The organism is Hydrocarboniphaga effusa AP103 (assembly GCF_000271305.1).
GTDB lineage: Bacteria > Pseudomonadota > Gammaproteobacteria > Nevskiales > Nevskiaceae > Hydrocarboniphaga > Hydrocarboniphaga effusa.
The window spans coordinates 566,666-579,654 of the sequence record NZ_AKGD01000001.1 but is presented as its reverse complement, the minus strand read 5'-3'; the positions used below and the strand labels follow the sequence as shown (position 1 = coordinate 579,654).

Here is a 12,989-nt window from a genome sequence, read left to right as displayed (position 1 = left end):
TGGGGCGAGGGGCCTCGGACACACGCGACGGAAATTTCGGTGGTGACGATGCGCTTTCTGACAGGCCCGTCACAGTCGTAAAGAAATACGGGGTGGCCGGCTTCATCGATGCGAGCGGCTCGACGATATGGCACCCGGCATGGCCGCGATGCGGCTCAGGCGCCACGCAATGCCGTCGCGATCGGCTGGCGAGCGGCGCGCACGGCCGGAAACAGCCCGCCGACCAGGCCGATCACGCAGGCCCAGACGATGCCATTGACGAGCAGGGCAGGGGTCACCGTGAGGTTGAAGACCACCTGCGTGAAGTTCGCGCCGAGCGTGTTGACGGTGCTGCCGTTGAAGAACATCCAGGCCAGTGCCGCGCCGACGCTGCCGCCGATCAGCGCGAGCACCAGCGATTCGACGAACACCGAGATCACCACCGGCAGCGCGCCGAAGCCGATCGCGCGCAAGGTCGCGATCTCGACCTGGCGTGCGGAAACCGCGGTGTACATGGTGTTGAGCGTGCCGAAGACCGCCCCTAGCGCCATGATGCCGCCGACCCAGAGGGCGATGAAATCGAGCAGCTTGCTGAGGTCCTTGGACTGCTCCGCGTAGTACTCGGGTTCGCGCTTGACGCTGACGCTGAGCGTCGGATCGGTGGTGAGCTTGTCCTTGAACGCATCGAAGGCTTCGGGCGAATCGAGCATCACCGTGATCGACTGGAACAGGTTGCGGCGGAACGCCGACAGCACCGTTTCGATTTCGCCGAACAGCTCCGACTCGTGCGCATCGCCACCGCTTTCGAACACGCCGACGACGGTCCACTCGGTGTCGCGGATTTTGATGCGCGAGCCGAGGTCGAGCCCGGTGAACTGCTTGGTTGCCGAGCGGCCGACGACGAGCTCGCGCACGGCCGGCTCGAACATGCGGCCTTCGACGATGCGCACCTCGGGTCGCAGCTGCGCGGCCTGCGGGCCGATGCCGCGCAGGGTCACGTTCGCATCCGAGCCGGTCGACCGCAGCGGCAGGTTGACGACCGCGACCATCTCGGCCGAGACGATCGGCTTGCCGGTCTCGTCGCGCCTGATGCCCGGCGCATCGGCGATGGTCTGCGTGTTTTCGCGCGAAATGGTGCTGCCGAGTTCGCTGTTGGAGCCGCCGCGCAGCACGATCGCGCGATCGGCGCGGCCGGTGTTCGACAGCGTTTTATGAAAGCCCACCGACATCGCCATCACCGACACCAGCACCGCCACGGTGACCGTGATGCCGATGACGATGACCAGCGAAATGCCACTGCGCTGCGGCAGATTGCGCAGGTTCATGCCGGTGACCGCGGAGATCTGTTTGAGCATGAGGTCTTATCGCTTGTTTTGAAAAACCAGGCCATGGATGGCCTGGGCTTGCCAGGACGGCATACGCGTTAGCGTCCCGCTAACGCATCGACAATGTTCAAGCTGCGTGCACGCAGCGCCGGCGGCAGCCCGGTGACGAGCGCGAGCAGCACTGCAGTGACGAAGCCGCCGACGATCACGTCGCCCGGCAGCTTGACGATGCCGAGCATGTCCTTGAAGGCCGGGAACATCAGCGTCGCCAGGCCAAGCCCGATCGCAGCCGACAGCACGCAGAGCAGCACCGATTCCGACAGCACCAGCACGAGCACGCGCGTATCGGAGAAGCCCAGCGTCTTGAGCACCGCGAGTTCCGGAATGCGCTCGCGCACCGACTGCATCATCGTGCTGCCGGTGGCGAACAGCAGCGCCACGAACACCGCGACCAGGATGCGCGTGACGATGTAGTTGATGTCGGCGATCTGCTTCATGAAGCCCATCTGGAATTCCTTCTCGGACTGGGCCTTGGTTTCGTCGAGCGAATTGGCGAACCGCTTGTCGATCGCCGCGCCGACCTGCGCGGCCTGGCCCGGATCGCTGATGCGCACGGTGAACCAGCCGACCGTGCCGCGACCGAAAGCGCGCGCCTCGTCGAAATACTCGTGCTGGAACAGCAGCTGGTTCTCCTGCATGGCGTCGCCGCTGTCGTGCGTGAAGATGCCGACGAGATCGAAAGTCCAGTCGCTCTGCCCATCGGATTTCCGCGTCCAGATTTCCGAATGCAGCGGAATGCGATCGCCGATCTTCCAGCCGTACTTGTCGGCTGCGGCCTTGCCGACCACCGCGCCGGAACGGGTATTGCGAAACGCTTCGAGTTGTTCCGGAGGCAGCTTCAGCTCGGGGAACATGTCGAAATGGCGTGTCGGATCGACCGGGTACGAAAAGATCGGATTCTTCGGGTCTTGATACCAGCCGCCGAACCAGCTCGCGTAGCTCACGCCGCTGACACCCGGCACCGCTTCGATCTGCTGCGTGTACGAGAACGGCAGCGACTCGGTCAGCGCGATCTTGCTGATGACCACCAGGCGATTGACGTTGGCGAGCTCGATGGTGCGGTTGAACGCCGAGTTCACGCCCTGCAGCATGCCGAACAGCAGGAACGCCATCACGATCGCGAGCAGCGTGAAGATGGTGCGCGCCTTCTTGCGCCACAGCGTGGACCAGAGCAGCGGAAAGTATTTCATCGTTCGCTCCCGGGGCCTTTAGGCCGCGACCGTGCCGACGAGCTGGCCCTTGTCGAGATGCAGCTGATGGCTCGCGTATTCGGCCGCCTTCGGATCGTGCGTGACCATGACGATGGTCTTGCCGTGCTCGCGGTTGAGCATCTGCAGCAGGTTGAGGATTTCGTCGGCGGTTGCGCGATCGAGATCGCCGGTCGGTTCGTCGCAGACCAGCAGGGTCGGATCGGCGACGAGCGCGCGCGCGATGGCGACACGCTGGGCCTGGCCACCCGACAGTTCGCTGGGCTTGTGCTTGCCGCGTTCGGCCAGACCGACGACGGCCAGCGCCACTTCCGCGTTACGGCGGCGCTGGCTCGCCGACAATGATGTCAGCAGCAGCGGCAGCTCCACGTTGCGCTGCGCGCTCAGCATCGGCATGAGGTTGTAGAACTGGAACACGAAGCCGATGTGGCGCGCACGCCATTTCGCGAGCCGCGCGCCCGACAGGCCATCGATGCGCTCGCCGGCCACCGACACGCTGCCGGTGCTCGGCTGGTCGAGCCCGCCGATCAGGTTCAGCAGCGTGGTCTTGCCGGAGCCCGAAGGGCCCATGAGCGCGACGAAATCGCCCTGCGCGATCGAAAGGTTGATGTCGTGCAAGACCTCCACCGTCTGCTTGCCACGGGTATAGCGCTTGGTGACGTTCTGCAGGCTCACGATTGCGTTCATCGGGCGACTCCTGACCTTTTCGTTACTGCACCCCTCTCCTTTCGGGAGAGGGACTGAGGGTGAGGGCATCTCCGTGATGAGCAAATTCGGCTATCACCGCGAGGCCCTCACTCCTTCCCCTGTCCCGGAGGGAGAGGGGTATTCGTCTGATTTACGGTTTCACTACCACCTTCACGCCATCCTTGAGTTGCGCCGGATCGCCGATCGCCACGCGATCGCCGGCCGCCAGGCCGCTCAGCACGATCTGCTGATCGCCCGAGCGGGCGCCGAGCTTCACCGCGCGGCGCTCGAGCTTGTCGTCGCGGATCACGAAGACCACGCCTTGCGCGCCCTGCGCCTGCACGGCGCGTGCCGGAACCTGCACGCCGGGTTTCTGCTGCTCCGCGCCGGGCTTCGGTGCTTCGCTCAGGAACGACACGCGCACGCCCATGTCGGGCAGGATGCGCGCATCGCGCTGCAGAAAGCCCACGCGCACTTTCACCGTGGCCTTGGCGCGGTCGGCGGTCGGGATGATCGCGATCACCTTGCTCGGGATTTCCCAGTCCGGATACGCATTGAGCTTGGCGCTCGCCGGCTGGTCCGGATGCACGCGGTTGATGAAGCTTTCGTTGACGTCGACTTCGATCTCGAGCGAATCCATGTCGACGATGGTGCCGATGCCGGTGCGCGTGAAGCCGCCGCCGGCCGACAGCGGCGAGACGATCTCGCCGGTCTGCGCGGCCTTCACCGTCACCACGCCCGAGAACGGAGCGCGCACCACGGTGTCGTCGAGATTCTTCTGCGCGACGTCCAGTCCTTCGCGGGCGACGTCGATATTGCGCGCGGCGGTTTCGAGCTGCGCCTTGAGATCGTCGAGCGTGGTCTGTGCGTTGTCGATCTCGGCCTGGCTCACGTAGTTCTGCGCGCGCAGCTGCTGCTTGCGCGCAAGGTCGCGCCCGGCGTTGGCGAGCTGCACCTTCAATTGCGAATGACTGGCCTTGGCCAGGCCGAGCTGCGCCTGCGCCTGGTTGAATTGTGCGCGGATGTTGGTGTCGTCGAGGCGGCCGACGATCTCGCCTTCGCGGACCGACTGGCCTTCCTCGATGAGCACCTCGGTGACCTTGCCGGTGATCTTGGCCGACACCGTCGCCGATCGGCGCGCGACGACGTAGCCGCTCGCGTCGAGCAGCGAAGCCGGGCCGCTCGACGAAGCGCCCGCGTTCTGCGCGACGACGGCTTGTACGCGCAGCCCCGAAGGTTTCGAAAACCACCAGATCGCAGTGCCGAGCAGGACGAGCAGCAGCAGGGCGAGCGCGATCCATTTGCCCCAGCCGCCGCCGTCGCCGCGATCGTTTTCGGGCTCGCGATCGATCTTGAGCTGATTCAGCAATGCGGATTTGTCGTTCATGGAGAGCCTGTTCGCGATCTGCCGCTCGCGCCCGGCAGGCCGCAAGCGGGCCCTCGCACGTTCCAGCGCGAAACCGCTAGCTTTGGCAGCTTGACGCCAACCGTCAAGCGGGCCGGACCTCGGGGCCGCTCGATCGCGTTCGGAGCGGCGATCGGCGGCCGAAGATCAGTTGAAGTTTTCGGTCTCGCTGTCGCCGGAACCGAGGCTCACGTTGCGTGCGCCATCGCGAAAGCTCAGCGAGCTGTTGCCGCTGCTGTCGTCGCGGAACGGGTCTTCGCGATCGCCGAAGCAGGTCAGGGCCAGCGTGTAGTCGCCGGGCGGCAGCGTGCCGAGCGTGTAGCGCCAGTTGCCCGACGAGCCGGTGACCGGGGCGCTGGCGACCGGATCGGGATCGGTGCCGTCGAAATCGTCGGGCCTCACGTCGCGGCCATCGAAGGCGTAGACCGCGAGGCCGGTATTGTTGTTGCGGTTGCAGTTGTCGACGATGGAATTGCGCACCGTGCCGCTGACGCTGGCGGCGCGCGAATCGCGTGCGGCGCGCAGCGTGGGGCGCAGCCGCAGCCGGCTGGTCGAGTTGCTGTTGTTCTCGAGCGAGAGCCGCAGGTCCATGCGCAGCTGCAGCACGTAGCTCCTGCCGTTGTCGCTGACCCTGAAGTCGAGCGGGGAGAAGGTGTCGGCGCCTTCGATGCTCAGCGGAATCCGGCCATTGACGCTGGTGACGGCGCAGTTGCCGCTGTCGCAGTTCTGCACGTCGCGAAAGTCGACGCGAATGCCGTCGTAGGTGCCTTCGTCGAGCGACTCGTTGCTGATCAGCGTGTAGTCCGAGCCGTTGTAGCGCATCAGGTCCACGCGCTGCTGCCGATCGAGCCGGATGCGCTCTTCGCTGCCGTCGTCGCGACGCAGGGTGACGCCGTCGATCACCACGAACACGTTCTGCAGGTTCTGCGCGGGCGCATCGGCCGACAGCGTCATGTCGACGCGACCGTCGTCGCAACCGCCCAGCAGGGCGCCGAGCGCGAACAGCGAGCAGAGGCGGAGCAGGCGGTGGGTGGTGTTCGTCATGGCGTTGCTCTCTGGTTCGTGTCTGCGTCGTGCGCGTGCGGAACTGCGTTTGGCCTCAGCCGCGATCGCGCGCCGAAGCCGCATGTGCCTGCAGCCCTTCGGCGTCGGCGATGCGCCCGGCGATCGCCGCGAGCGGCCTGGCGCCTTCGGGCGTGCAATCGATCAGGCTGCTGCGCTTCTGGAACTCGTAGACGCCGAGCGGGTTGCTGAAGCGTGCCGCGCGCGAAGTGGGCAGCACGTGGTTCGGGCCCGCACAGTAGTCGCCGAAGGCTTCGGGCGCGTGACGGCCCAGGAACACCGCGCCGGCGTGACGGATTCGTTCGAGCAGCTCGCGCGGCTCGGCCACCGACAGCTCCAGATGCTCGGGCGCGATGCGGTTGCTGACTTCCGCGGCCTGCGCCAGATCGCGCACGAGAATCAGCGCCCCGCGGCCTTGCAGCGAAGCGCGCACGATCTTTTCGCGCGGCAGTTCGGCAATGCGCTCGTCCATCGCCTTGGCCACGGCATCGAGATAGGCCGCATCCGGGCTGATCAAAATCGATTGCGCGTCCTCGTCGTGCTCGGCCTGCGAGAACAGGTCCATCGCGATCCAGCGCGGATCGGTGAGCCCGTCGCCGATCACCACGATCTCGGACGGCCCGGCGATCGAATCGATACCGACGCGGCCGAACACCGCGCGCTTGGCCGCGGCGACGTAGGCATTGCCCGGGCCGACGATCTTGTCGACGGCCGGAACCGTGGCGGTGCCGTAGGCCAGCGCCGCAACCGCCTGCGCGCCGCCGATCGAGAACACGCGATCGGCGCCGGCCAGGTGCGCGGCCCCGAGCACGGCGTCGTTGAGCTCTCCGTCCGGGCACGGCACGGCCATGATCACTTCGGGCACGCCCGCGACCTTGGCCGGAATCACGTTCATGAGCACCGACGACGGATACGCCGCCTTGCCGCCCGGCACGTAGACGCCGACGCGGTCCATCGCCGTGACTTTCTGGCCCAGGCGGTTGCCGTATTCGTCGGTGATTTCCCAGTCTTCGAGCTTCTGCTGGCGCGCGTAGGCACGGATGCGCGTCGCCGCGGTTTCGAGCGCGGCACGCAGCTCGTCGGGCAGGCGCTTCCAGGCGCTCGCGAGCGCGGCGGCGGGGATCTCGAGGTCGGCCGCGACGCTGACGTCACGGCGATCGAATCGGTTGGTGTATTCGAGCAGCGCCGCGTCGCCGCGCTGGCGTATGCCCGTGACGATGCCGTCGACCGCCTGCGTCACCGAGGCGCTTTGCTCGGGCGCGCGGTCGAGCAGCTCGCTCAAGCGGGCGTCGAAATCGGCGCTGCTCGCGTCGAGGCGCAGCATCTCAGGCATTGAGGGTGGCTCCGGCGCTCGCGAAGGCATCGAGCAGCTGGCGCAGGGCCGCGTGCTTCATCTTCATCGAGGCTTTGTTGACGACCAGGCGCGAGGACACGTCGCAGATCTTCTCGATCTCGACCAGGCCATTGGCGCGCAGCGTGTTGCCGGTGGCGACGAGGTCGACGATCTGGTCGGCCAGGCCGACCAGCGGGGCGAGCTCCATCGAGCCGTAGAGCTTGATGATCTCCACCTGCTGGCCCTTGGCCGCGTAATGGCGGCGCGCGATCTCCGGGTATTTGGTGGCGATGCGCAGCCGGCGGTTGCGCGGCGGCGTGTGGCCCTTGACCACCGCGACCGACAGCCGGCACTTGGCGATGTCGATGTCGAGCGGCTCGTAGAGCCCGGTGCCGCCGTGCTCCATGAGGATGTCCTTGCCGACGATGCCGATGTCGGCCGCACCGTATTCCACGTAGGGCGGAACGTCGGTCGGGCGGATGATCAGCAGCGAGACGTCCGGGTTCTGCGACGGCACGCGCAGCAGGCGGTCGATGTCGCCGGCCGGGGCCAGGCCGATGCGCTCCAGCAGCGGGAGGCTTTCTTCGAGGATGCGGCCCTTGGAGAGGGCAAGGGTGAGACCGGTCATGAGGGGGGCTGCGCGTCGGCCGGGTGGCCAAAAGGGTGTGGATTTTAGCGTTTGTGGGGGGAAGGGTGCTTGGGGCTTGTTGGGGCTTCGTGCTGATGCAGCTATGCGCTGAGGTTTTTGGCCTCCCCGGCCGGGGGTTACTTCTTTTGCTCGTGCAAAAGAAGTAACCAAGAAAAGCACGCCCCGAAGTCCGCGCCCGTTCGACGGCTGCGCCGACGAACGGGTCCCCGGCTGGAGCGACGTGCTCGGGGTCGCTTCGACGCGACATCGTGTCGCGACGAAGCTCAGCCGGACATCCTGTCCGGCTGCCCCGCTGCGCGCGCCGCTCCAGCCGGCGCTGCCAGGGGTGAACGTCAACAACTAGCGGCTCGCTGCGCTTCGCCGCTGATTGTTTGCTGTTCCTCTCTCCCGCGTGCGGGAGAGAGTCCCTGCTAAGCAGGGGAGAGAGGGGCTTTTGTTTTTGATCAAAGCCAAAGCAAAAGCCCCTCTCCCGGTCCTGCCGGACCACCCTCTCCCGCACGCGGGAGAGGGGACTGCAATAAGCAGTCGTTTCTGCTTTTGCTGTTCGCTTTTCCATCCCTTGTGAGGCACCGAGCAGCACAGCGCGCACAGGGACCTTCGCGCAGCGAAAGTGCGTCACCAGGACCTGCTTTCGAAAGCTTTCAGTGCACAGCTGAATCAGCGAAGCCAGTGCGAAGCCCCACGAGACGCGGTTACCGCCCCGCAGCCCGCAAACTCTCCTCCCGCTTCGCCTTGAACTCCGATCCCGGCTTCCAGGTCGGCCAGATCGCATCGTTCGCGACCTTGTCGCCGAGATCGAACAGGGCCTGCGTGTCGGCCACGGTGCCCGACAAGTCCCAGTCGCTGTGAATTTCGTCCGAGGGCTTGTGATAGTCGGTCGCCGTGTAGGCCTGGCGCTTCTGCTCGCCGTAGCCGGGTTTGCCGATCACGTCGGTGCCGTCGTCGGCGTAGAGCGACGGTACGCCCTGCTTGGCGAAGTTGAACTGGTCCGAGCGGAAGTACGAGCCTTTCTCGGGATGCTCGTCGGCGACGGTGACGCGGCCATAGCGTTCGAGCACCTTGGCGAGGTCGTCCTCGAGTGTGTTCTGGCCCATGCCGATCACCTGCATCTCGCGCGTGCGCCCCCACACGTTCATCGCGTCGATGTTGATCGTGGCGACCGTGCGTTGCAGCGGGTAGAGCGGGTTCTCGGCGTAGAACTGCGAGCCGAGCAGGCCTTGCTCTTCGGCGGTCACCGCGAGGAACAGCAGCGAGCGGCGCGGTTTGACCGGCAGCGACTGGAAGGCCTGCGCGATCTCGAGCACGGCGGCGGTGCCGCTCGCGTTGTCGACCGCCCCGTTGTAGATCGTGTCGCCCTTCAAGGACGTGTCCTTGCCCAGATGATCCCAGTGCGCGGTGTAGATCACGACTTCGTCGGCGAGCTCGGGATCGGAGCCGGTGATCCTGGCGACGACGTTCTGCGACTGCACCTGCCGAATCTTGTTGCTGATCGCGAAGCTGGCCTTGGCCGGCAGCGCCACGGGCGTGAATTCGCGCTTGAGCGACTGGCGCTTGAGCTCGTCGAAATCCTGACCCGCGGCGGTGAACAGCTCGCGCGCCTTGTCGGCCGTGATCCACGACTGCACCGGCACGCGGCTCATGTTCTGGTCGGGGTTGGCGAGCGAGAACTGCTCGCCGCCCCAGGAGCTTTCGACCACCGCCCACGGATACGCGGCGGGTTCGGTCTCGTGGACGATGATCGCGCCGGCCGCACCGAGCTTGGATGCGATCTCGAACTTGTAGGTCCAGCGGCCGTAGTAGGTCATCGCGCGGCCCTTGAACATCGCCTCGTCGAGATGCTCGGGATCGTCGGCCTTGGCGATCGGCGGATCGTTGATGAGCATGACGAGCGTCTTGCCCTTCATGTCGAGGCCCTTGTAATCGTCCCAGTCGTACTCGGGCGCCTGGATACCGTAGCCGACGAACACGAGTTCGGAGTCGTCGACTTTCACCTCGGGTACGAAGCGCGTGGTGGCGGCGACGAAATCGCGGTTCGGCTGCATCTCGATGGTCTTGCCGCCGACGCCGAGCTTGAACGTCGCCTTGCCCCGGATGCCGACGAGCGGCACTTTCTGCACGTAGCTGCCGTCCGGATTGCCGGGCGCCAGGCCCATCTTTTCGAACTGCTTGCTCAGGTAATCGACGGTCTTGGCCTCGCCGATCGTTCCGGGCAGGCGGCCCTCGAAATCATCCGAGGACAGCGCGCGGATGTGCCCGAGCAGGCCGGCGGTGTCGATCTGCGCGCGCGCCTTGTCGATCGAGCTGAGCGCTTCGGTACCGGCCGGCGGCGGAGCAGGCTGGGCCTCGTGCCTGCCGCAGGCGGCTGCAGCGAGCGAAGTGACGAGCAGCAACAGCAAGGCGCGGACCTGGGTCATGGGCGTTCGAATGTGAAGCCGCCGTGCGCGCCGTTCATGCGGCGCGCACGGCAAGGGTGATGAACGACGGCGGCGTTCAGGCCGACGGCACCTTCTTCCAGTCGGAGAGGAACTTGGCCAGGCCGATGTCGGTGAGCGGGTGATCGTAGAGCTGCTGGAACACCTTGTACGGCAGCGTGCCGACGTGGGCACCGGCCTTGGCCGCCTCGAGCACGTGGATCGGGTGGCGCAGGCTGGCGGCCAGCACCTCGGTGTTGAAGTCGTAGTTCTGGTAGATCAGGCAGATGTCGCGGATCAGCACCATGCCGTCCTGGCCGACGTCGTCGAGGCGGCCGACGAACGGCGAGATGTAGGCCGCGCCGGCCTTGGCCGCGAGCAGCGCCTGCAGCGCCGAGAAGCACAGCGTGACGTTGACCTTGGCGCCTTCGCTGGCGAGTGCCTTGGTGGCCTTGAGGCCCTCGCGTGTGAGCGGGGCCTTGACCACGATGTTCTTGTGAATCTTCACGAACTCCAGGCCTTCCTTGATCATGCCCGGTGCATCGGTGCTGATGGTTTCGACGCTGATCGGGCCATCGACGATGTCGACGATCTCGCGCACCACGTCGTTGAGCTTGCGGCCGGTCTTGGCGATCAGCGAAGGGTTGGTGGTGACGCCATCGACGAGGCCGGAGGCCGCGGCTTCGCGCAGTTCGCCGACGTCGGCGGTATCGAGAAAGAATTTCATCGCTTGAGTCCGTTGTGTTTGAGGTTCGGAGGTAAGTCGAAAATCACTTGAGGTGCTTGCCGAGCCAGGCCTGCACGCTGTCGTACCACAGCACGCTGTTGGCCGGTTTGACGACCCAGTGATTCTCGTCGGGGAAGTAGAGCAGCTGGCTGTCGATGCCGCGACGCTGCAGCGCGGTGAACGCGCCAAGGCCCTGTTCGACCGGAATGCGATAGTCGAGCTGGCCCTGCACGACGAGCATCGGCGCCTTCCACTTCTCGACGAAGCGCGCCGGGTTGAAGTGCTCGACGTTCTGCGGCTTCTCCCATGGCGTGCCGCCGTTCTCCCATTCGGAGAACCAGAGCTCTTCGGTGGAGTAGGCCATCATGCGGGTGTCGAACACGCCATCGTGGTTGACGAGGCACTTGAACGGCTCGTTCCAGTTGCCGGCGATCCAGTTGACCATATAGCCGCCGTAGCTCGCGCCGAGTGCGCAGGCGCGGTCCGCGTCGAGCCAGTCATAGCTCTTGAGCGCGTGCGCGTAGCCCTTCTTGAGGTCTTCGAGCGGCTTGCCGCCCCAGTCGCCCGAGATGCTGTCGGTGAAGGCCTGGCCGTAGCCGGTGGAGCCGTGGAAGTCGATGAACACCACGCCGAAGCCCATGCCGGCGAAGACTTCCGGGTTCCAGCGGTAATGGAACAGGTTGCCCATGCTGCCCTGCGGGCCGCCGTGGATGATGAAGGCCACCGGGTACTTCTTGCCAGGCTGATAGCCGGCCGGCTTCATCGCGTAGCCGTAGACGGTTTCGTTGTTCCAGCCTTCGAAGCTGAACTGCTCGTACGGCGCCATCTCGATGTTCGCGAGGCGCGTCGCGTTGTGGCGCGTGAGCTGGGTGGTGCCGCCGGTCCAGCCGATGCGGTAGAGATCGTCGGGTTTGTCGAGCGTGTTGTAGGTGTAGACGATGCCGTCGGGCGACAGGTCGAAGCCGCTCACGCTGCCGGTGTCGGTGAGCTTCTTGATCAGGCCGTTGCCGAGGTTGATCGCGAACAGCGGATGCTGGCCCTGATCGTCGGCGCTCGCATACAGCGTGCTGCCGTTTTCGGACAGCGCGATCTGCGACGGGGACCGATCCCACTTCGGCGCCAGTTCGCGGGTTTTGCCGCTGCGCAGGTCGCGCACCATGATGTGGAAGCGGTCGGCTTCGAAGCCCGCGCGCTTCATCGCCAGATAGACCAGCGTGCGGCCGTTGGGCGTCACCAGCGGCTGGGTGTCCCAGGCCGGGTTGTCGGCGGTCAGGTTCTTCGGTTTGCCGGAGCCGTCGATGTTGGCCTGGAACAGGTCGAAATTGGTGCTCCAGGCTTCGGTCCTGCCGGCGATGCGGGCCGAGAAGATCACCGTCTTGCCGTCCGGCGTGATGGTGTAGTCAGCGGCGTCGCCAAAGGGCTTGGACGGCACGTCGCCGTCGATCTTGGCGATCTGCTTGGCCTTGGTGCCGTCACCGGCCAGGTCGAGCGAGAACAGCTGTGAGCGCGCGCCGGTGGCCCAGGTGTCCCAGTGGCGCACGAACAGCTTGTCGTAGAGCACGCCGCTGGCTTGCGGCTTCTCGTCGAGGCGCTTCTTGCTGCATTCGAGCGTGTCGCAGTCCGGGAAGACGTCCATCGACACCACGAGCTTGTCGCCCTTGGGCGCGACCGCGTAGCTGCCGACGTCGAGCGGCAGCTTGGTGATCTGCTTGGCCTCGGCGCCGACCGCCGATTGCTGCCAGACCTGCTGGCTGCCCGAGCGCGTCGACAAAAAGTAGAGCGTCTTGCCGTCGGCCGACCAGCGCGGGGTGTCGGAGTTGCCGGCGCCGTCGCTGAACTTGCGCTGGGTCTTGGCCGAGAGGTCGAGCAGCCAGATCGAGCGCACGCCCTTGTTGGCGTCCAGGTCGGTGGCGCGCAGCACGTAAGCCACGAGCTTGCCGTCCGGCGAGACCTGCGGGTCGGAAACGCGCTCGAAGGCGACGAGGTCGCGGATGTTGAGCGGCTTTCTGTCGGCCTGCGCCCAGGCGGGCGAGACGGCGAGGGCGAGCAGAGCCGAGATGATCAAGCGGGTCATGGTGGGTTCCAGGGCCTGGGAATCCCGCACGGGCTCGCGAGCTCGCGAGGTCTTTGCGCAAATTCCCGA

At 65.9% G+C, this 12,989-nt stretch carries 10 protein-coding genes; all 10 read right to left on the bottom strand.

What is annotated here, in order from left to right:
* Positions 1-155 precede the first annotated feature (155 nt).
* Positions 156-1,334, bottom strand: coding sequence for an ABC transporter permease (locus WQQ_RS02575; protein ID WP_007183486.1), 1,179 nt, complete (start codon positions 1,332-1,334; stop codon positions 156-158).
* A gap of 68 nt (positions 1,335-1,402) precedes the next feature.
* Complete coding sequence (locus tag WQQ_RS02570) at positions 1,403-2,554, bottom strand: ABC transporter permease (protein ID WP_007183485.1); 1,152 nt, start codon at positions 2,552-2,554, stop codon at positions 1,403-1,405.
* An 18-nt stretch (positions 2,555-2,572) separates the two neighbouring features.
* Complete coding sequence (locus WQQ_RS02565) at positions 2,573-3,259, bottom strand: ABC transporter ATP-binding protein (protein ID WP_007183484.1); 687 nt, start codon at positions 3,257-3,259, stop codon at positions 2,573-2,575.
* Positions 3,260-3,410: 151 nt separating this feature from the next.
* A complete protein-coding gene (locus WQQ_RS02560) occupies positions 3,411-4,646 on the bottom strand; it encodes an efflux RND transporter periplasmic adaptor subunit (RefSeq protein WP_007183483.1) in 1,236 nt (411 codons plus the stop codon).
* A 165-nt stretch (positions 4,647-4,811) separates the two neighbouring features.
* On the bottom strand, positions 4,812-5,708 hold the full coding sequence (locus WQQ_RS02555) for a DUF4382 domain-containing protein (protein WP_007183482.1): 897 nt from the start codon (positions 5,706-5,708) through the stop codon (positions 4,812-4,814).
* A 55-nt stretch (positions 5,709-5,763) separates the two neighbouring features.
* Positions 5,764-7,059, bottom strand: coding sequence for a histidinol dehydrogenase (hisD, locus tag WQQ_RS02550; RefSeq protein WP_007183481.1), 1,296 nt, complete (start codon positions 7,057-7,059; stop codon positions 5,764-5,766).
* Positions 7,052-7,687 (bottom strand): ATP phosphoribosyltransferase, encoded by a 636-nt coding sequence (hisG, locus tag WQQ_RS02545; RefSeq protein ID WP_007183480.1) that lies wholly within the window; start codon positions 7,685-7,687, stop codon positions 7,052-7,054. The genes hisD and hisG overlap by 8 nt, the downstream gene beginning before the upstream one ends.
* Positions 7,688-8,400: 713 nt before the next feature.
* Positions 8,401-10,122, bottom strand: a complete 1,722-nt coding sequence (locus WQQ_RS02540; RefSeq protein WP_007183479.1) for a M28 family metallopeptidase — start codon at positions 10,120-10,122, stop codon at positions 8,401-8,403.
* A 76-nt stretch (positions 10,123-10,198) separates the two neighbouring features.
* Positions 10,199-10,846, bottom strand: a complete 648-nt coding sequence (gene fsa / locus WQQ_RS02535) for a fructose-6-phosphate aldolase (RefSeq protein WP_007183478.1) — start codon at positions 10,844-10,846, stop codon at positions 10,199-10,201.
* Between the two features lie 43 nt (positions 10,847-10,889).
* Entirely contained in the window at positions 10,890-12,920 is a 2,031-nt protein-coding gene (locus WQQ_RS02530) for an alpha/beta hydrolase family protein (RefSeq protein WP_007183477.1), read from the bottom strand.
* Positions 12,921-12,989: the final 69 nt, after the last annotated feature.

Excerpts from the sequence above, each read along its gene's own strand:
- hisD (WP_007183481.1), bottom strand. The coding sequence starts at position 7,059 with ATGCCTGAGATGCTGCGCCTCGACGCGAGCAGCGCCGATTTCGACGCC.
- WQQ_RS02540 (WP_007183479.1), bottom strand. The coding sequence starts at position 10,122 with ATGACCCAGGTCCGCGCCTTGCTGTTGCTGCTCGTCACTTCGCTCGCT.
- hisG (WP_007183480.1), bottom strand. The coding sequence starts at position 7,687 with ATGACCGGTCTCACCCTTGCCCTCTCCAAGGGCCGCATCCTCGAAGAA.
- WQQ_RS02560 (WP_007183483.1), bottom strand. The coding sequence starts at position 4,646 with ATGAACGACAAATCCGCATTGCTGAATCAGCTCAAGATCGATCGCGAG.
- WQQ_RS02565 (WP_007183484.1), bottom strand. The coding sequence starts at position 3,259 with ATGAACGCAATCGTGAGCCTGCAGAACGTCACCAAGCGCTATACCCGT.
- WQQ_RS02555 (WP_007183482.1), bottom strand. The coding sequence starts at position 5,708 with ATGACGAACACCACCCACCGCCTGCTCCGCCTCTGCTCGCTGTTCGCG.
- WQQ_RS02575 (WP_007183486.1), bottom strand. The coding sequence starts at position 1,334 with ATGCTCAAACAGATCTCCGCGGTCACCGGCATGAACCTGCGCAATCTG.
- WQQ_RS02570 (WP_007183485.1), bottom strand. The coding sequence starts at position 2,554 with ATGAAATACTTTCCGCTGCTCTGGTCCACGCTGTGGCGCAAGAAGGCG.
- fsa (WP_007183478.1), bottom strand. The coding sequence starts at position 10,846 with ATGAAATTCTTTCTCGATACCGCCGACGTCGGCGAACTGCGCGAAGCC.
- WQQ_RS02530 (WP_007183477.1), bottom strand. The coding sequence starts at position 12,920 with ATGACCCGCTTGATCATCTCGGCTCTGCTCGCCCTCGCCGTCTCGCCC.